The sequence below is a fragment of the Candidatus Culexarchaeum yellowstonense genome (genome assembly GCF_024707025.1).
GTDB lineage: Archaea > Thermoproteota > Methanomethylicia > Culexarchaeales > Culexarchaeaceae > Culexarchaeum.
Map to the genome: position 1 here is coordinate 1 of NZ_JANGFQ010000010.1, position 19,818 is coordinate 19,818.

Here is a 19,818-nt window from a genome sequence, read left to right on the forward strand (position 1 = left end):
ATTTTCAGGTGGTAATTAAGCTTTCCAGTGCTGGAAACTTCTATTAGGTTCATGAGATCAACGTAGGATAAATTCCCCCTTTCAAAGAGTGTGAGGATTATTTTGCGCCTAATTGGGTGTTTTAACATGTCACTTAGAGATTCGAAATCGATGCTCAACAATCTCCACCCCTACACCTATAGTAATATGGTTTAAGCGTCATTTAAGGCTGTTTAACTAAGAATTTTATCAAAAATTAGCCATAATTGGTTGTTTAGAGGTTTTCAAGTTAGCTATGAATTAAATTTGTTGTATGCCAATATTAAATGGAGGAATACAAATTAAGAAGGAGTCTTTTCAATTTTGTTTAAGCAACCCTTATATACCAGTATACTCCCCACTATTGTTTAGCATTTTGGGTGTTTGTTTTGGAGAAGCGTTTACTCATTGTCTTCCTTATGCTTGGTATGGTTTCATTGTTTGCTGATATGGCTTATGAGGGTGGTGGTTCTGTTACTGGTTCTTATATGGAGCTTTTGGGGGCTTCAGCTTTATTAACAGGCTTGTTGAGTGTTCCAGACTTCTTGAGCTATTTTTCCCGTTTGGTTGGAGGTTGGGTGGCATCTAGATCTGCATCCAGCATTGTTTACTGGGGTTTAGTGTTTGTTGGTTATGTTGCAAACTTCTCCATGCCCCTACTTGCATTGGCTGGTAGACCTGAACTTGTTATCCTACTTGTTTTTGTTGAGAGGATTGGTAAGGGGTTGAGGGGGCCTGTTAGGGATGTAATATTGTCTGAAGTTACTAGGGGGATGGGTAGGGGGAAGGGGTTTGGCTTACATGAGGTTATGGATCAAACTGGAGCTATCATAGGGCCTTTATGTGTTGGCTACGCACTATACGTTTCAAATAACAATTATAGTTATGCATTCTCAATTTTAACGATACCAGTCATCCTCTCCCTAATATGCTTATCCATTGCAGCTGCATTATACCCAAAGGTTGAGGCTGCTGGTGGGGGGTCTGGTGGTAAGAGTGTTTTGGGTAGGGTTTTCTGGATTTACGCTATATCCTCATCACTTATGATGTTTGGTTTTATGCAGTGGAGGAGTATAATATCATATTACTTTAGGGATGTTGGCATAATACCAGACTACTATATTGCTCTACTATATACTTTGGCTATGGGTGTGGATGCCATTGTGGCTTTACCCATGGGTTTAGCTTATGATAGGTATGGTTTGAAGGTTATTTCAGTGGCTCCAGTAGCTGCATTACTAATACCTGCAATGATTTTAAGCAACAATATATTCACATACGTATTGGCGGCATCCCTTTGGGGTATTTTTATGGGTGCATATGAAACTATTATGAGGGCTGCTGTGGCTGATTTGGTTGGCGCTGAGAGTAGAGCTTACGCTTACGGCGTATACTCATTCCTTTCAGGGGTTTCATGGATGATTGGAACTATGGTTATGGCCTACCTACTTGAAACCTTTAGTTTTGGCATTATAGTTTTAAGTTTAGCTTCAGAGGGGTTAGCCTTAATACTGCTAGTTACGCTTCTAGGTTTGAAGAGTGAAGCATGAATCTTCAATGATACTCGCTTTTTACTGGTATTATTGTCAAGTATATGCTCCTCTCTCTAGGTCCATCAAATTCGCATAGGAATATCCTCTGCCATCTCCCAAGCATAAGTTTACCATTACTTATTGGTATTAGGAGTGATGATCCTATTAAGCTGGTTTTTATGTGTGCTGGTGCATTCCCCTCCATATGCTTGTACTGCCAATCTTCTGGGACGATCTTATTGAGTGATTCAATTATGTCTCTTGCGACGTTTTCATCGTAACCTTCATTTATTGTTAATCCAGCTGTGGTGTGTGGTGAGTATATGTGGCAAACCCCCTCCTCAACATCCCCCTTAATTGCATTATTGATTATATCTGTTATGTCTATGAATTCAACTCTCCCCCTACTCTTAACATTTATCGCTTTAATCATACAAATCAATTTATATGGGCGTTTTAGATAAGTTTACTGTTCAATTTACCTGTGAATCCAAACCTTTAATTACATGGTTTTCCAAATAGTTTTGGTGATTCTCTTTGAGGATTGCTGTGGCAAGTTTCTCACATGAAACATGCACTTTTGTTCCAGTTAAAACCACTTATGATATGTTCAAGGATTTCATTGTTAGGGGTAATGCCATATTTGAGCATGCTAAGACGCATCCAAATTATATTCGTGGTTTCATGAAGGTTGCTGAGGAGGAGGGGGCTGAGCTTGTTGGGATATTGGTTGCAGGTCAGACGAGTGCAACTGGTTATAGTGGATGGATAACGCTAGATGCTTTTGATAGGATTGTGGGTGAAATTTTGGATGGCCTTAAAAATTCAGGTCCATTTGATGGTGTTCTATTGGCGCTTCATGGGGCTATGGCTGTGGAGGGGGTTCCGAAACCTGAAGCTGAGATTGTTAGGCGTGTTAGGAGTGTTGTGGGGAGTATACCAATAATGGTTACATTGGATTTACATGCCAATGAAGATCATGAATTGGCTGAAGTTGCTGATGCAGTTTTCATTCTCAAAACATATCCACATGTGGATTCTGAGGATATAGGTATCATTGCAGCTAGATGTATGGTTAAAACCATTAGAGGTGAATTCAAACCAGTTATGGCTTTCCGTAAACCTAAACTTGTAACTGCAAGTATATATCAGGCGACAGATCGTCCTCCCATGAAGCTCGTTTATGATCGTTGTAGGGAGTGGGAAGCTAAGGGGGTTTACTGTGCATCTGTGGCTGCCGGTTATGCTTATGCTGACGTTCCAGATATAGGAGCTTCAGTTTTCGTTGTAACTAATGGTGATAGGGATTTAGCTGAGAGGGCTGCTCAAGATATTTCAGATCTCATATGGAGTTTACGTCACGAGTTTACGAAGCCCATACCCAAGCCTAGGGAGGGGGTTGCTGAAGTTTTAAGGCTTGTGAATAGTGGCGTTAAACCCATACTCATAGCTGAACATAGCGATAGAATTGGTGATGGAACTCATGTTTTGAGGGAATTGATTTCTCAAGGGGCTAAAAACTTCGTTATTGGCGGTATAGCTGACCCCAAAGCTTTGGAATGGTTAAAGAATAATGCGAAAATTGGAGATCACGTTAAAATTAAGATTGGAGGGTGGGCTCACCCAATTTCCGGTGAACCCGTTGAAATTAGCGGTAAACTTGAATTCATAGGTCCCATCGAATATACATTGGTTGGACCCATGGGTCGGGGTAGACGGGTTCATGAAGACTTAGTTGCACTGATAGATATGGGTGAAGGTAGACATGTAATAATATCCAAGAGGCTTAGAGCACCAATGGATGATCAAGGGTTTAAAGCTCTTGGCATTGAGCCTAGATTGAAGGATATCATTGTTTTGAAGGATAGAATTCATCATAGAGCTTTCTGGGATAGTGTTGTAGCCCTCGATTACCCCATCGATTCACCTGGATTGGGACCAGCAGATTTAACGATACTTGAATACCATAATGTTCCAGATGACTTCTATCCGATTGGTAAGCTTTGGAGAGGGAAAAAAGTTTAGAGTTTATTTTGGTCTTCAACGATGGCCATACCCTACTTCTTCTTTTCCTCTTCCTTCTTTTTCTTCTTTCCGCATTTACTCATATTAATCACTCTTTAATGCGCTTTACTATAAATTTGTGATGGGTTGAATTTATAAAGCTTTCATTTCTTAATGTTTGAGCTTTCTGAATATATAGGCCTATATTTAGTTTAACCTTTATATACATATAGGATAATCCATTTATGAGTGTATGGTTATGTCTTTGGCTAAGCGTGTTTCAACTATTGGGTTTATGGCTGCATTAACTTGTATATTGACGTCGATGTTTCAACTGTACATTTATGAGACTCATGGATACTTCAATTTTGGTGAAATTGGAGTTTATGTTTCAGCTATCCTTTTCGGTCCAATTGTTGGAGCTTTTGCTGGAGGGTTGGGGTCAGCTATGGCTGATATTCTTCTAGGATACTTTTGGTATGCCCCCGGAACATTAATTATTAAGGGTTTGGAGGGGTTTGCCGTTGGCCTCGTATATTCACTTCTTAATAGATTAAGGTTTAAACGTAACTTTACTGGTTTGGTTTCATCATCAATAATTGCAATAATCCTATTCTCCTCCCTCCTATATGTGGGATTAAATTACTATTCTGGATCGTCTGAATTCTCCTTTGGATTCCCCATTCTAGGTTATGGGACTGTGAATGTTGGTATTCCAAGTATATTTTGGATTTTTTCATCAATTCTTCTACTCATAATCTTCATTTACGTTTATGTTAAGGTTGATTTACGTTATCTTTACATGGCTTTATCTTGTCTGGTTGGGGGATCAATCATGATTTTAGGCTACTTCCTCTACGAGTTTTACGTTTTATCTTATGGTTGGGCTGCATTGGTTGAGGTTCCATTCAATTTTATGCAGATGCTTATAGGTTTAATAGTTTCCTCTATGATATGTGTTGGTATTGGTAGACGTGGTATTATGGTTGGTGGTTGAATTTGGGTTATCTTGGGAAAGTTCCACCAAGTCTTCTTGAGAAGTACGTTTTTGGTAGAATTGGCATCATTGATGAGAGGGTTTTGGTTAAGCCATCTATTGGTGAAGATGCGGCTATAATTGATTTTGGGGATAAGGTTTTGGTGGTTCATTCGGATCCCATTACTGGAGCATCTAAGCATATTGGTTGGCTTTCAATTTGCGTTAGCACCAATGATGTGGCTGTTAGAGGGGCTATTCCTAAATGGATTTCCATGGTCATACTTCTACCAGAACAATTCGATGAAAATCTACTTGACTCCATAACTAGGGAGATTGATGATGCTGCTAAAAGGCTTGGCGTTATGATTGTGTGTGGTCATACTGAGGTTACCCCTAAACTTGATAGGCCAATACTCATATCCACAGCTTTTGGTGAAGCTTTAAAGGGGAGGGTTGTGACTACTGGTGGTGCAAAGCCTGGTGACCTAATAATTTTGAGTAAGGGTGCATGTATTGAGGGGACATTCATATTTGCCAATGAATTCTACGATCTACTCATAGGTAAAGTTTCAAAAGATGTCATTGATAGGGCTTTGAACTACATCCATTTGCTCAGTGTTTTGAAAGATGCACAGTTGGCTATGAGTGTTGGTGGAGTTAATTCCATGCATGATCCAACGGAGGGAGGGGTTCTTGGTGGTGTTCAAGAGATGGCCCAAGCCTCCTCTCTAGGCTTCGTATTATATGAGGATAAAGTCATAGTTAATGAGGAAACTAAAATTATATGTGAAGCTCTTGATGTGGATCCTTTGAAAACCATAAGTTCCGGTGCACTTTTAATTTCAGCTAAACCAGATTACGCTGAATCCATTGTTAATGTTTTGATGGATAATGGGATTAAGGCTTCAATTATTGGGAGATTTACCTGTAGAGAGTTTGGTTGGAAGCTAGTTAAGGGTGATGGATCTGTTTTGGATGTTTCTGAGCCTGTTGTTGATGAGCTTTGGCGTATTTATGGGAAGCTTAAATCTTAACTCCTCTTGAAGTATTCAATTAAACTCCTCTGTTTAGGTTTCTCCTTAAGCTTTAACACGTATTTTGCAACATCATCTATTGAGTGAAACTTCAATTTCAATAATTCCTCAAACCCCCATCCAGTACATTTTATTGTGGCTATTAATGATGCTGTAATTGTTGATTTCGTTACGTCTCCAGTGATCTTGTATGCCGCTAGGAATGCTCCACACCATGTATCCCCAGCTCCAGTTGTATCCATTATCCTTAGGTTCATGCCTGTCAGTGCTGGTATCATTATGCTTTCCCCATTTATCTTCACTATAGCTCCAAGTGACCCTAAAGTTACCACAAGCATTTTGCATTTCAATAGATTTAATGCTTGGGTTAATGTGTCTGTTCTTGCGAGGAGTTTTGCCTCAGATTCATTCAAAACCATTATGTCAACTTTCCCCATTATGCTGATTAAATGCTTCCTTTGCTTTCCATCCTTCATATATCCATCCCAACTATTTACTGATATCATTGATTTTGGGGTATACCTCTTAATCTTGTCAATTATCCTTTCAACTTTGCTTGGAGTCATTGGTGCAATGTGGAATAGGGTTTTCCTAGTCATCCAGTTTACTGGTATAGTTTCAGCTTTAACATATCTTCCAGCACCTATCCTCGCTTTTACATAATTTGCATTCCATTTCTCATCATAGTTTATTTCGAAGTATGTTGATGGAACTTTAACCTCCTTTATAACCCTATTACTGAATATTTTCAGTACATCCTTATACTTGTAGTCTTTCCCTATTGCAGATATTATCCCAACATCTTCATACAATGTTTTTGCAGCTATAGCTGCATATAGTGCTGCCCCTCCAGGTTGCTCCCTTTCACCATAGATATTCTTCACTTTATCCATTGAAACATGTCCAATGAACACTATCCTACTACTCAAATTTAATGCACCCTTCCCTAAACTACAGTCAATATTATCTATCTATTTCCATGGTTTTAAAGTGTTTGATTCAATTGTTTACATGGATTTTTCATAATACTGCTAGGAATAAGTGTATGTTTTCTGGATCTAAGATTAAAATGCCCTTTGGATACCTCCTATGAGGCTTCCCAATTTTAACTTCAACTTTAATTCCATTGGCAATGCAATCAATTTCAAATCCATTCCTGAAATAGTAAACTGATCCAAATCTCCTTTTCAAATGTGATTGAACTATCCATTCGTAGAATGCGCTTTCAAGATAATTCTCACCAGTCCATATGCTTAATGTTTTAGCTAGGAATGGATCTTCAAAGAAGAATTTCCTCTCCTTCCTCCATTTCACTCCATTATCTTTGAAGAGCGCCATGTCTAGGATGAAGAGGTTTTGTAGCATTTCAATGTATTCTTGAACTGTTTTATATGAAACTCCAACATCTCTACCAATTGTTGAGAAGGAGATTGGTGAGGGGGCTTTCCCCATTATACTGGCTATTATTGCCTTTGTTAATTCTAATCTTCTCTCAGCTCTCAATATTTCACTTTCAATGGAATAGATTAACTGCACTTCTGCTACTGGTATTTCATTTATGGATATTGGGAATCCTCCATGTTTAATGTAGTTTTCAAATTCCCCCCTTATCTTATCATTAACTTTCCAGAGACTATTCATGTCTTTCTCAATTTCCCCACAGCTCTCAACGTTAATGCCTCTTATCTTTAAGAATTCTCTAAATGATAGAGGTGAAACGAGGATGTCCTTTCCATACCCCCTTCTCCCGGGGAAGAGTTCCACTTCACCTTTAAGTTTTATTGATGAAGAACCACTCACAGTTATGACGTCATTTTTGAAAATCCCCATATCAATATAGCTTTTAATTATCCTCCACCACCCATTAACTGCTGTTACTTCATCTAGGAATATGAATGAGCTCTTTACACCTTCACCTTCCCTCATCTTCATGTATTCATCTAGGACTCTCCTTAGACTATCTGCATCAGTTAAAATTGTACAATCAAAGTAGAATATCCTTTCCGGTTTCCCCTCCCTTAAGAGTTCTCTTATTAAGAGTTTTATTCCTGTGGTTTTACCCACCTGTCTTGGACCTATTATGAAGTTTAGGGAGTATGGTTGGAGGGATACTTGCTTTATCCATTCTGGAATCCATTTTACCTTCATACCCTCCCATTTCCTTATATCATAATCTTCCCCTCCAATCCACCAGGGGTTCTGCTTTAAAATTAACTCTTTCATTGTTAGAAGTATAGGTTCTAATTGCTTATAAATATTTAGAATTTTAATTTCTATAAGTTTAAAAGTCACTGAATATCCTGCTCTCTAATGGTTTTGAAATTGATGTTCTTCTGGTAGTTTCCTAAACATGTTATGGCTAATTGATCCTCCTCAACTAGGAATCCTTTTATCTTGTTTTGCTATTATTTATTGGATTGGTGTTTATGAGGATTTTATTGTTTGAAGATGAATTTCATAAAATTCTCGATCCACTGGTTTCTATGAGGGCTGTTGCAGAGTTGAGGCTTGGTTTTCACAGCATTTTTGAAGCTGTTTCAAAATTCTTTAATTCTGAGGTTATCCTTTATGTTAGGAGTTATCTTGTTGATGTTTTGAAGGTTAGGTTTGGTGGTTTGAAGGTTAATTGTATTGATGATTTTGATGATGTTTTAATGGTTAATTCCAGATTGATTCCAAAGGCTAAGAATTTGAATTTGATATCATCACTTGCAGCTAAGAATACGCCTTTTATGCTTTTTGATGGTGGTGAGATTGTTGCAGTTAAGGTTCGTGGAAGCCTGCTTGAAGATATTCTCCCCAAATTCCATGATGGCGTTGTAAGGTCAGATACTCTCAAAACTCTCCGTGGAGAATGTAGTGTGTATGATGTTGGTGGTATGCTCATAAAGAATCTTTGGGATATTATCTTGTTGAATGAAGATCTCATTAAAGAGGGGTTTACGGTACGTGGTGTTAATGGTGAATTGGATGATCATACGATAGTTTACGGGTCTAAATCGAATTTGTATGTTGGTGAAGGCTCTAGGGTTGAGGGTAACGTTAACATTGACGTTAGAGGTGGACCTGTATATATTGGTCGTAATGTAAATGTCCTTGGACCCTGCAGGATTGAGGGGCCCTCATATATTGGCGATAACACAATAATATTGTCTGGAGCTAGAATTAGATCTGGGAGCAATATTGGATTTAATTGTAGGGTTGGAGGGGAAGTTGAAGCATCAGTATTGCATGGATATGTGAACATGTATCACCCAAGTTTTGTTGGTCACTCATATGTTTGTGAATGGGTTAATCTAGCAGCTTTCACAGTTACAAGTGATTTGAAGAATACTTATGGGAATATACGTGTTAAAATTGGGGGTTCAATAGTTGATTCCGGTTTGAATAAGCTTGGAAGCTTCATAGGTGATCATGTTAAAACATCAATTAATTGTGGAATATTTGCTGGTAAACGTATAGGCATCTTTTCACATCTCTTTGGATATGTTTATGAAGATGTCCCCCCATTCACAATATACTCAAAAGCTCTTGTTGGGAAGTCTTACGAGCTTAAATTGGAATCTGCATTGGAAACTATGCGTAGAGTTTATCTTCGTAGAGGTAGACAATTATCCCCTGAGGAAATGGGATTGGTTAAATACCTCTTCCAATCATCAGATGATGAGAGGGTTAAGGCTGGCGTGGTGAAGGGATCCTTAAGCATAATTTAATACATCAAGTTGCTGGTATGGTATACTATTTATATCTGTTAATCCAATAAGGTTTTGGGATCTATTTTGTCAGATGAATCTAAGGATAGTGAAACTTCAAAGGTTGATGAAGAGGTTGAGGAGAAGGAGGAGGTTTTATATGAAACTGATGCCACTGAACTTAGCGTTAATGATAGGAATTATAGGCGCTTGAGAGCTATAGGGCTACTATCCTTCTACTTTGCATTGGCATTCATATTATTCCTATTCATAGATGTTTTAGCTATGATAGTGGTCTTTATAGTTATGTGGTTTTCCCCATACCCATTCATACCAACCTTTGCTGTCTACAAAATAACTGATAGAGCTGTTGTGGATAATAAGGGTAGAAGGCTTGAGATAACCCCTGAATATAAATTCCAAGTAAACTTAAGGCATAGCTTTGTTAGTTTGAGGAAGGGTAGGAGATCAATTCTATGGCTATACACCAATGAGCCAAACAAGGTTGTGGAGATTTTAGAGAAGGTTTCCAGCATATGTTATGATAGACTTTTGAAATCTAAAACAGAAGCCCCACAGAAGAGTGAAGGTAAAAACTAAAGGCTATTCCCATAAAACTATCTTAGGAACCCCCAACAATTATTTATTTAGTTTTGCCATACTTCGCTTGAATTTTTGTGGTAATTTTATATGGGATGAAGGACATTGTTAGGTGCTTTAATACATAAATATTGAACTTCCATGTAATGCTTTCACATTTCATGAAACTTTCAATATTATGTTTTGGTGATGTTAGCGTTATAATGGTTTGGTATTTTTTTGAGTATCCCCCTCTTCTTTAACAATTTTATTATTATGTATCCAGTAATCGATCCTGGTATACTACTTGCCATGAATGGTATTATGAATGCAATTGCATCCATGGTTTTTCCAAGGGCTATTCCCGCTATTATTGGGCTTATTAATGCTCCGATGAATGTTCCAATGGGTTCTAATAGTGCTGCTTCGTCGCGTTTAATAATTTTGTATGCTAATCCAACTACTATAGCTCCGGGAATTCCGCCAGGAAATGCGAATATTGTTCCTGTTCCGAGAATGTTTCTGGCTATACCTGTTATTGTGGCTGCAATTGCAGCGTATACTGGGCCTACTATTATTCCAGCAATGCCGTTCATCATGTGTTGGAATGGTAGAATCTTCATAACCCCCACTGGTATACTGAAATATCCTAAGATTATTGATAGCGCTGATAGTATTGCTGTTAAAACTATGCTTTTCACATTTAATGCCCCCTTATTCTTTCTCATCATAACCCCCATCGGCTAACTGTAATTTGTGTTTATATTTAAACATTATTACTATTGTTATTTCATATGCATACCTATATAGATTCAACTAACTCAAAATTATTGTTGGTGGTTGCTCATGTTTGATGTTGCTAATCTTCTTGGTAAGAGGGTTTTAATAGTAGGTGATGTTGGTTCAGGCAAGACAGTTCTAACGCTTAAAATCGTATATGGATTAATTGATCTTGGTTTTGGTGGGCGTATATCTATTCTTGATTTCGCCCCCAACATTATGTTGCATTGTGGTAGGAGGGTTGGTGGAAAGTTTACTGATTACTCTTTTAATCCAAAACTTGTTAGAATGTATATTCCAGTGGAAACTATTCCTCCGAGAATTCTTGGTAAGTGTAGGGATGAGGTTTTGATGTATGCTAATATGAATAGGGGGAGATGTGGGGATGCTATTAAACTTTTCATTGATGATCCAAGCGATATACTTGTGATAAATGATTTAAGTTTGTATTTTCATGTTGGTGATTTGGGTTTAATTGTTGATGCTATGAAATTGTGTAAAACATTTATTGCAAATGCGTATTTTGATGGTTTCATTGAAGATAAATTCTCCACGGGTATTTCCATTAATGAACGTGAAGTTACCATGAATTTAATGAAGATTGTGGATATCGTTATTAATTTGAATGTTCAGGGTGTTCGTGTAATGTAGTCTGTTATCCTCTTCTGTTTGATTATTTCCCTAAGTAGTTTGCTCTCACCCATCCAATATGTGCTTTTAACCTTCAATCTACTTGAAGCATAATTTAATGCTTCTTCAAGGGTATTGAATTTTAAAGGCTTATTTCTGTAGGCTTTCCTAACACCCTCCCTAACAACCCAAACTCCCAGTGGGAGTATGTATTCTGGATATGCTTCCCTAACTATTAGTGTTGCAGCTTGCCTCCCCTCCTTCTCAAGATGTTCTGTTGTGGCTAATCTTGCTGCATAGTAGCATCCTCCAATCTCAGCGTATGTTGTTCTCCCCCAATATGGTTCATAATCTCCACCTATAGCGATCATGCTTTGATCTTGATTCCATGCGGTTCCAGGATACCATACCTCGATGAACTCATACTGCCACTTCTCTGGAATCATTATTGCTATGAACCTATTTCCAAGTAGATCTGACTCATACACTCTATACTCATTTATCAATGGGTTCCTCTTAACAATTTCATCTCTAAGCCTTCTAGATATTGTGCTATCAACGGCTGTTATACTCCACCTTGTTGGAACCATCCTCCTCTCAATACCAATTCCAAGTGCTCCTACACTTAGCACCCTCTGCATACTGCTTACTGGTATACTGTTTGTGAATAGCTTCATCAAAGCTTCAGAAGCTTTTAAATCGTAGTCGTAGTATACTCTTTCAATTATTGGATTAACCTTTACACTTGATACCAATATTTTGTTTATTGGTGCTGATGGACCCATGGGTTGAACTTCATCATCCAATAGTATCCTGCTTCCAGGGGGTTTTGTGAACTCTACTTCTGCATCTACTGGTTTGCTTGATAATGCCATTTCCCTTGTTGCTTCAAGGTTTTTGTTTGAGTGATTCATCTTCTTAACGTTTACTGGGAATCTCCCCCTAATCAATTGTAGTCTAATGTCAATTATCTCTTCGATGCTCATGTCGATCCATCTTTCTGGGTGATCGTAGACTTCAGTATCCCCCATTATTGGTGGGATTAGGGGGCCTACTTGAACGTTTGGGTATCCATATCTTCCAACGAATACTGCTGGTGGCGACGACCCTTCCAAGCTTTCTCTACGTATATTGTCTCTCACCTTTAGATATGAGCGTAATTTTAGCATTATTGGGCATAATGGTTTCCCACAGAGGTTGCGGCCACCCCTACAGTATATACATAAATTTATGTTTCTACTTCTCACACTTACCTCTTGATTTAGTATGTTTAGGTCTAATGCATCTTCATAATTCTCTATTATGTGCTCTATCCAAGGTATCTTCCTCTTAACCTTCTTCACAAACCTCTTCTTCTCAGTATCTTCCTTCATTTCTCAATATCCCAATTTACGATGTCAACATAAATAAATTTGTCTCCCAAGAATATATGTTTGTGGATTTAGTTGAAGATTGGAGAAGTTTATTGTAGAACTGTTTTGAGTAGGAGTTCACTTTATGATATTGATTACTCGATAAACCCCTATGTTGGCTGTGAACATGCATGTAGGTATTGTTATTCCCCATTTTATGTTGGTCGTAGGTTTAGTGGGTTGAGTTGGGGGGATTATGTTTATGTTAAAATTAATGCTCCAAGGATATTGTCTAGGGAATTGAAGCGTAATCCTGTGGGGAGTGTTCTCATTAGTAGTATTACAGATCCATATCAGCCTCTTGAGGGGAAGTTTATGGTAACACGTAGATTGCTTGAATTGCTTGTTAAGAGTAGCTTGGAAATCTATATCTTAACCAAGTCTCCACTTGTGGTTAGGGATTTGGATGTTATATTGAGGCTTAAGAATGCTCATGTTGGTTTCTCATTCACAAATCTAGATGAATCGTTGAGGGTTAAATTTGAGCCTAAAGCTCCATCAATTACTGATAGACTTCGAGCCTTAAGGGATATATGTAATTCTGGGGTTAAATCTTATGCTTTCATAGCACCTTTCATGCCTATAAATAAGGATTTAGCTTACAATTTAATGGATGAACTTTCCTCCATTGGAGTGGATTACGTTGTTGTTGATAAATTTAACATTCATGGAAACCCCCATGAACTCATAAATAAATTGTCACCTCTCTTGCCTGAAGAATTGATCAAGCAATTTGAGGAAATACTATTACATAATTATAGTTATTTAAGGTTTTATAATTCGTTGAAGGATGATTTAACTAGGTATGCTAAGCAAATCAATTTGAACTTATACTTCTCATATTGAAGTGTTTATACATTGAAAAGGTGTAAAGTTCCATATATTCTACTTTTGTCCATTTATTGTTTAAATATTCATGGGAAAGTTAATATTCACATATCTAGAATACTCCTTTACATGTTGTGGTTACTGGTGGTGACTTCCAAATGTGCTTTAACTTTAAAACTTACCTTTGTAATAGATGCTTCAGTAATGTAGTATGTGTGAGTTTATCTTATGGTGATTCGTATGGTGCGTGAGTTTGGTGGTTTAACTTTTAGGTCAATTGTTTTAAGCATATTTTTAGCTGTGCTTTTTAGTTTCATAAATGGTTATCTTGGAATAAATTTTGGTATGGGTTTTGGTTTTGGGGCTGTTGCTGTTGCCATTGCATATGCATTCTTCCATAAATTGGGTGGGGGTTCTAGTAGGCGGGAGTTGTCTATAGTTTTGATTGCAAGTTCATCCAGTATGGCTCTCTATCAGACCATTGGCTTCATTATATATTTGATGGAGAAGGAGGGTGTTGTTTTTCCAAGTTGGCTTGCTCCATCAATGAATTCCATTATAAATAGATTTATTGATTTCAAATCCCTTATCCCGCCAATAATATTCTTCTCGATTGGAACTGTGGTATCCTGTGTGGGTGGATTGATTTTTGCATATGCTTTTAAAGATATCTTTGTATCTGATAGGCGTATGGTGTGGCCTCAGACTGCTGTTGTAGCGAATCTTGTTGATGTATGCTTAAGGGGTGGCACTCATGCTAGGATAGTTGGTTGGTCTGCTTTAATTGGATTCATAGTAACATTCCTACAGTACTTACCATTATTTTGGGGTTATGATTTCACTACAATAAATCTAACTCCAATACTACCTTATGGTATGATCATGGCATTATCGCTTAATTTAAGCTTTTTAACTATTGGATATATAATTAATGCTGATGTATCTCTAAGTTTAATGCTTTCTGGGATGATAACTTACCTTGTTTTATCACCAATTCTCGCTTCACGTGGAGTTTTTAAACCATCCATTGATCCCATGGCATCATATAATAGTCTCCTATTTGCTTTTTCCATATCTCCATCCCTTGGAATATTGTTGTTGGGTGGAGGCCTTCTCTCCTTGCTTGTTTTTGTTAGGGGCTTTAAATCTAGGGGTAATGTTAAATCTGATGATGGGAGGATTGGATACCTCCAACTATATAAGATCTTACTATACTTCCTTCTTCGTAACAAGCGTTTTCTAACAGTATTTTTAGCAACCTTCTCCTCATCTCTTGTTATGGCTTGGGTTTTGAATCCATTAGCCCCTCTACCTCCATATGTATTCACAATTTTCGTTGCTTACATGTTCATTTTAGGAGGTTTTATCGAGTGTATAACTATGGCTAGGATGTCTGGTGAGACTGGTATGAGTATGGGTATGATGGGGATATTGCTCTATGATCTGCCAATGTTCAGTTTTGGTTATAGGGATTATCCCGCTTATCTAACTTCAGGATTCTTTAAACCTGTTTCTGGTATAATTGAGGGGACTGTTTCATATTATAAGTATGCTGATAAGTTTGATGTTTCATGGAGTGATATTATTAAGGCTAAGATTGTAGGCTGGATTCCAACATTCATTTCAAGCATAATTCTAGTCTTGGTTTTATGGATTTATTTGGGTTTCGGGACTCCACTCATGCCAGCAATATCCTTCATACAGTTGAAGGCATATTACAGTATGCTTGTTAGTGGGAATATCTCTGCAGTGATCGATCCAGTCACATTTATTTGTGGAGGCATATTGGGCGCTTTACTGGAATTGTTCACCCCTATTTCCATGTTCGGGGTTGCCATGGGTATGCTGCTACCGCCACACTACATAATCCCCATGGGTATTGGTGGATTGATCAGGTGGTATACTGATAGGAGGTTTGGTAAGGAATTCTTTAGGGATAAGGGGAGTATGGTGGCCACTGGGATTATGGCAACTTCAATAATAACTCAAGTTTTAATGAGTATAATAACAAAAATTTTCTAAACCAAAAAATATTTAAGTCTCCCATATCATGTAGGATTGTATAAATCATGGTGGTTCATGATGTCCAAGTCTAGTAAGAAGTGTGTGCATGAATGGATTAGGCATCCAAAGTATATAACAGATAAGAATGGTAGGATTATTGGCTTAGAATATTATTGGCAATGTAAGCATTGCGGAATAATTACGAATGAGAATCCATGGAAGAAGAAGTAGTTGGCATGTATTGAATTAAGCTTCAAATTTATTAGTAACATCATCCCACATAATTTATCATGAGTAACCACATTTATGAAATTGCTATATTGAATGGTATTATTGTTGATGGTTCTGGTAATCCTTGGTTTAAAGCTAATATTGCAATTGAGGATGGGAGGATATCTGCTATATCACGCCATGAATATTTCAATGCTGAAAGGGTTATAGATGCAAGTGGATTAATAGTTGCTCCTGGATTCATTGATATCCACAGTCACTCGGATGTCACCCTACTTGTAGATCCTTTGGCTGAGAGTAAGGTTATGCAGGGGGTTACATTGGAGGTTGTGGGTAATTGTGGTAGTTCTGCAGCCCCTGTGGTTGGCGATTTTGCTGTTAAGCGTATGCGGAGGAGACTTGCAGAGTACAATTTGAATCTTGAGTGGAGTAGTGTTGGGGAGTACCTCTCATTTATGGAGCGTAGAGGTGTTTCCGTTAATGTTGCAATGCTTGTGGGTCATGGGCAGATAAGATCTTGTGTTATGGGTTTTGAAGCCCGTGAACCAACTTTAAGTGAATTGGAGGAGATGAAGCTTCTATTAAGGGATTCACTTGAAGATGGAGCCTTTGGGATGTCTAGTGGTCTTGTATATGCCCCTGGAAGATTTGCTAAAACCGATGAACTTGTGGAACTCTGCAGAGTTGTGGCTGAATATAATGGTTTATATGCCACGCACATTAGGGGGGAGCGTGAAACAATAATTGAAGCTGTTTCCGAAGCCTTATATATTGCTGAGAAATCTGGTGTTAGGCTTCAATTGTCGCATCATCCACCTAAGATTGGAGCTTACGGTAAGTCTGTGGAAACTTTAAAGATGATTGAAGATGCCCGTGGTAAGGGGTTGGATGTTGCATGTGACTTCCACCCCTACACTGCAGGTTCAACTAGTCTCAGTGCATTGCTTCCAGCATGGGCTCAGGAGGGTGGTTTCGAGAAGATTATTGAGAGGTTGAAGGATCCAGTTACCCGCGTTAAAATTAGGGAGGATATGATTAGGGAACCTATTCCAGGTCCAGGGCCTTGTGGATTGGTTAAGAGGGGGTTGTGGAATATGATATTCTTGAGCGAATGTAATGTGAATAAAGATCTTATAGGTAAAAGTTTTGATGAAATTGCCAGATTAAGGGGTAAAGATCCGTTTGAAGCTTACTTCGATATACTATTGGAGGAGAATTTGAGTGGAAGTATCATTGGATTCTATTATGATGAGAATGATATTAGGAATGTTGCTGTAAGTCCATATTCCATGGTGGGATCAGATGGTTATGCTCTGGCGCCACGTGGGGTGTTGGTGAGGGAGGGTGGTCACCCGAGGAGTTACTCCACATTCCCAATGGTTATTAGGAAGTATGTTAGGGGTGAATCTAGGAGTGAGTTGCTTTATGATCGTGGTGATAAAATTATGAGTTTGGAAACGGCTATTATGAAGATGACCTCCCTACCTGCTTCTAGATTGAATATTCATGATAGGGGGCTTATAAGAGTTGGATTTCAAGCTGACATATGCATATTCGATTATAATAGGATTAGCGATCTATCAACCTATTATAATCCACAAGTATTCCCTGTGGGTGTGGAGTATGTTATTGTTAATGGTGTGATCGTTGTGGATAGGGGTAGGCATACTGGGGCGAAGCCTGGTAAGGTTTTGAGGCATAGGAAGCTATTCTATAAGGATTAACTTTCCCTCATCAACTATGATTCTACCATCAACTTCCACAGTTGGCTTGTATATCACCATATCCATATGTATATCGCATTTCACTTTCCCACCATAGTATATGTTGTCCCCTAAAGCTATGTGCAAATTTCCATAAGCCTTCTTCTCCTCTTGCCAATCCCCATTTAGCCTTGCATATCTATTAACTCCTATACCGAATTCTGCAAAGTTATCAAGGTTTTGCGTTTTACTCATCATATAAACCAGCTGTTCTGCTTCCCTCCCACCGTAAACCCTTGAAACTCTCCCATTTTTCACTTCTAATTTTAATGGTTCACTGGGTTTACCGATATATGCTATTGGGCCATCGACAATTACGGTTCCATTTGCAGTTCCCTCCAATGGTGTGAATGATACTTCTCCATCTGAGAATGCAGCTGAATCTCCGGGATTTATTGCAAATCCAGCTTCAATTATAATTCTAGCTCCACCCATATCTGCTTCAATATTGGTTCCAAGCTTCGTTTTCACCCTTATCCTATTACCATGCATGGCCTTTGCAAGTTTCTTCGCATAATCGTAGACTTCATCGTAATCTGCCAGTGCAGCTCCATTTATGAAGTTATCCAATGATCTTAAGACCATGGACATGTACCTAATCCTCTTCTCCCTAAGTAATCTAGTAACTTCTGGATCGTATGATGGTGCAGCTGTCCCCCTAGTTAATCCAATAACCACATTTGCATATTCCAAACTTGCTTGAACTGGTTTTGGGAGTGTGGTATGCGATTTCCAGTTGCTTGGTATAATTGAAATTATTGGTGTCCCTCCAATGCTTATGGTTTCCTTGAATAATGCTTCAACCATAATTGCTTCAGACTTATCATCTGCAATAATTAATAAATTTTCACCATTCTTCACATTCAACAATTTACCTATTATCAATCCTGATATTCTACGAACTCTCTCCTCTAAACTCATAATACAAATTATGCTTGCAAGTTTACATTTAAGTTTTTATTTACTGATGGCTTAGATTACTTATTGGGTTGAATAACTTTTGTCAAGTCTTCTCTACGTCATTGGGCATTTAACCATCGATGAAATTATGAGAGGGGGGAGGTTGATTAGGCGTATTGGTGGAACAGCATACTATTCATGTATATCAGCCAAACTTCTAGGTTGGAACTGCAAATTGATATCCAAGGTTGGGAGGGATTTCCCAGAAGACTACCTGAAACATTTAAACTCGATTGGATTAGATATTTCCAGAGTTAAATTCTCAGATTTCCCAACAACATCCTTCACATTGAGGTATGATGATGGTAAGAGATTTTTATCCTTGAAAAGTAGATGTGAAGATATATTCATTGATGATGTCCGTGAAGTTGTTAGCGGAGATTCAATAATCCATGTAGGTTCTGTGATTGGTGAAGTTTCTCCTGAAATTGTGGATTACATTTCCTCTAGAGCTAGAATGGTTTCCATAGATCTACAAGGTTTTCTAAGATTCTTCGATTCGAAGGGTTCAATTAAACTTGTTAAACCAATCTTCATGGATGAATTGCTTGGAAAAGTTGATGTTGTCCACTGTGATGGTGTTGAAGCTTCTGTAGCCACTGGAATCAAAGATCCCGTGGAGGCTGGAATGCATATGTGCAATACATATAATGTGATCGTTTTACTCACTCTTGGTGGGGAGGGGGGCTATATATTTCATGATGGTGAAGCATATCATATACCGTCGATTGTTAAGCATGTTGTTGAAGAGACTGGTGCTGGAGACATATATACATCCGCATTCCTCTACGGATATTCTTCAACGGGAAAACTCCTTGAATCCGCCATTTACGCTTCATCCGTAGCTTCTGTTTATGTTGAGTCTGGAGATTTATCTATGTTGAGGAATATTGATTTGATAATTTCTAAGATGAATGGTTTGCGGGGATATGTGAGACGGGTGTCCTCATAGTGTTATTATTATTGATTTTACTTGCTGTATCCCCCTCATCCCTCTAATTCTCCCAATCAATTTGAGTATTTTGTCGTTTTCCCCTTCAGCAATGAACATTTCTAAACAATATTTGTGATCTATATGTCTATGTATATTCTCTATTATTATGTCGTCGAATTCATGTCTAACTTCACTTAGCTTCATATCCACATCTCTCCTTTCATAATCATATGTTATCATTATTGTAGTTATAACTCTCCCTCCCTCCATCTTCGCTATTTCTGCTTCCGCCATTAAGTTTCTAATGGCATCTCTAAATGCTTCTGATCTACTATAGTACCCCCTAGTCTTCATGTATTCGTCAAATTTTTTGAGTAGGTCGTTGGGTATTGTTATGCTTATTACAGTCAATTTTCATCATCACTATATATTATTTTT

Annotated in this window: 19 protein-coding genes; 12 read left to right on the forward strand and 7 right to left on the reverse strand. The window is 38.1% G+C overall.

The features are described from left to right. Positions 1-407 precede the first annotated feature (407 nt). Complete coding sequence (locus MRT15_RS02995; RefSeq protein WP_304327783.1) at positions 408-1,568, forward strand: MFS transporter; 1,161 nt, start codon at positions 408-410, stop codon at positions 1,566-1,568. Positions 1,569-1,572: 4 nt separating this feature from the next. Here MRT15_RS02995 and MRT15_RS03000 read toward each other — a convergent pair whose 3' ends face one another. Further along, positions 1,573-1,983 carry a secondary thiamine-phosphate synthase enzyme YjbQ gene (locus tag MRT15_RS03000; RefSeq protein WP_304327785.1) on the reverse strand — a complete coding sequence of 137 codons (411 nt, stop codon included), beginning with the start codon at positions 1,981-1,983 and terminating at the stop codon, positions 1,573-1,575. A gap of 104 nt (positions 1,984-2,087) precedes the next feature. Here MRT15_RS03000 and MRT15_RS03005 point away from each other — a divergent pair, with 104 nt between their 5' ends. From MRT15_RS03005 to MRT15_RS03015, 3 genes are all read left to right on the forward strand, one after another. After that, positions 2,088-3,575 carry a M81 family metallopeptidase gene (locus MRT15_RS03005; protein WP_304327786.1) on the forward strand — a complete coding sequence of 496 codons (1,488 nt, stop codon included), beginning with the start codon at positions 2,088-2,090 and terminating at the stop codon, positions 3,573-3,575. A 238-nt stretch (positions 3,576-3,813) separates the two neighbouring features. Next, positions 3,814-4,551: an ECF transporter S component gene (locus tag MRT15_RS03010; protein ID WP_304327788.1), complete on the forward strand. Its 738-nt coding sequence runs from the start codon at positions 3,814-3,816 to the stop codon at positions 4,549-4,551. Between the two features lie 2 nt (positions 4,552-4,553). Continuing rightward, positions 4,554-5,567 carry an AIR synthase family protein gene (locus MRT15_RS03015; RefSeq protein ID WP_304327790.1) on the forward strand — a complete coding sequence of 338 codons (1,014 nt, stop codon included), beginning with the start codon at positions 4,554-4,556 and terminating at the stop codon, positions 5,565-5,567. Here the strand turns inward: MRT15_RS03015 and MRT15_RS03020 are convergent. Together MRT15_RS03020 and MRT15_RS03025 are read right to left on the reverse strand one after the other, a co-directional pair. Then, entirely contained in the window at positions 5,564-6,496 is a 933-nt protein-coding gene (locus MRT15_RS03020) for a carbohydrate kinase family protein (protein ID WP_304327792.1), read from the reverse strand. The two genes, MRT15_RS03015 and MRT15_RS03020, sit on opposite strands and share 4 nt — an antisense overlap. Before the next feature lie 91 nt (positions 6,497-6,587). Beyond that, complete coding sequence (locus MRT15_RS03025; protein WP_304327794.1) at positions 6,588-7,715, reverse strand: ATP-binding protein; 1,128 nt, start codon at positions 7,713-7,715, stop codon at positions 6,588-6,590. A gap of 278 nt (positions 7,716-7,993) precedes the next feature. Here MRT15_RS03025 and MRT15_RS03030 point away from each other — a divergent pair, with 278 nt between their 5' ends. Next, on the forward strand, positions 7,994-9,280 hold the full coding sequence (locus MRT15_RS03030) for a putative sugar nucleotidyl transferase (protein WP_304327795.1): 1,287 nt from the start codon (positions 7,994-7,996) through the stop codon (positions 9,278-9,280). Positions 9,281-9,346: 66 nt separating this feature from the next. Further along, positions 9,347-9,859, forward strand: a complete 513-nt coding sequence (locus MRT15_RS03035; protein WP_304327797.1) for a DUF2208 family protein — start codon at positions 9,347-9,349, stop codon at positions 9,857-9,859. A 176-nt stretch (positions 9,860-10,035) separates the two neighbouring features. Here MRT15_RS03035 and thiW read toward each other — a convergent pair whose 3' ends face one another. Continuing rightward, positions 10,036-10,569, reverse strand: coding sequence for an energy coupling factor transporter S component ThiW (thiW, locus tag MRT15_RS03040; RefSeq protein ID WP_304327799.1), 534 nt, complete (start codon positions 10,567-10,569; stop codon positions 10,036-10,038). A gap of 115 nt (positions 10,570-10,684) precedes the next feature. Between thiW and MRT15_RS03045 the strand changes: the two genes are divergently transcribed. Continuing rightward, the gene (locus MRT15_RS03045; protein ID WP_304327801.1) at positions 10,685-11,269 is read left to right on the forward strand and encodes a hypothetical protein; all 585 of its coding nucleotides are present in this window, start codon (positions 10,685-10,687) and stop codon (positions 11,267-11,269) included. Here the strand turns inward: MRT15_RS03045 and MRT15_RS03050 are convergent. Further along, entirely contained in the window at positions 11,248-12,621 is a 1,374-nt protein-coding gene (locus MRT15_RS03050; protein WP_304327803.1) for an Nre family DNA repair protein, read from the reverse strand. The two genes, MRT15_RS03045 and MRT15_RS03050, sit on opposite strands and share 22 nt — an antisense overlap. Before the next feature lie 72 nt (positions 12,622-12,693). Here MRT15_RS03050 and MRT15_RS03055 point away from each other — a divergent pair, with 72 nt between their 5' ends. The 4 genes from MRT15_RS03055 (at position 12,694) to MRT15_RS03070 (ending at position 17,447) form a co-directional block, all read left to right on the forward strand. Then, positions 12,694-13,506: a radical SAM protein gene (locus MRT15_RS03055; protein ID WP_304327805.1), complete on the forward strand. Its 813-nt coding sequence runs from the start codon at positions 12,694-12,696 to the stop codon at positions 13,504-13,506. Positions 13,507-13,728: 222 nt separating this feature from the next. Beyond that, positions 13,729-15,510: an OPT/YSL family transporter gene (locus MRT15_RS03060; protein ID WP_304327806.1), complete on the forward strand. Its 1,782-nt coding sequence runs from the start codon at positions 13,729-13,731 to the stop codon at positions 15,508-15,510. 60 nt (positions 15,511-15,570) lie between these two features. Further along, a complete protein-coding gene (locus MRT15_RS03065; protein WP_304327808.1) occupies positions 15,571-15,723 on the forward strand; it encodes a hypothetical protein in 153 nt (50 codons plus the stop codon). Positions 15,724-15,812: 89 nt separating this feature from the next. Continuing rightward, a complete protein-coding gene (locus MRT15_RS03070; protein ID WP_304327810.1) occupies positions 15,813-17,447 on the forward strand; it encodes an amidohydrolase family protein in 1,635 nt (544 codons plus the stop codon). Here MRT15_RS03070 and MRT15_RS03075 read toward each other — a convergent pair. After that, positions 17,430-18,407: an aminopeptidase gene (locus MRT15_RS03075; RefSeq protein WP_304327811.1), complete on the reverse strand. Its 978-nt coding sequence runs from the start codon at positions 18,405-18,407 to the stop codon at positions 17,430-17,432. The two genes, MRT15_RS03070 and MRT15_RS03075, sit on opposite strands and share 18 nt — an antisense overlap. A gap of 79 nt (positions 18,408-18,486) precedes the next feature. Between MRT15_RS03075 and MRT15_RS03080 the strand changes: the two genes are divergently transcribed. Continuing rightward, the gene (locus tag MRT15_RS03080) at positions 18,487-19,398 is read left to right on the forward strand and encodes a PfkB family carbohydrate kinase (protein ID WP_304327813.1); all 912 of its coding nucleotides are present in this window, start codon (positions 18,487-18,489) and stop codon (positions 19,396-19,398) included. Here MRT15_RS03080 and nikR read toward each other — a convergent pair. Beyond that, complete coding sequence (gene nikR, locus MRT15_RS03085) at positions 19,393-19,791, reverse strand: nickel-responsive transcriptional regulator NikR (protein ID WP_304327815.1); 399 nt, start codon at positions 19,789-19,791, stop codon at positions 19,393-19,395. The two genes, MRT15_RS03080 and nikR, sit on opposite strands and share 6 nt — an antisense overlap. Between the last annotated feature and the right edge of the window lie 27 nt (positions 19,792-19,818).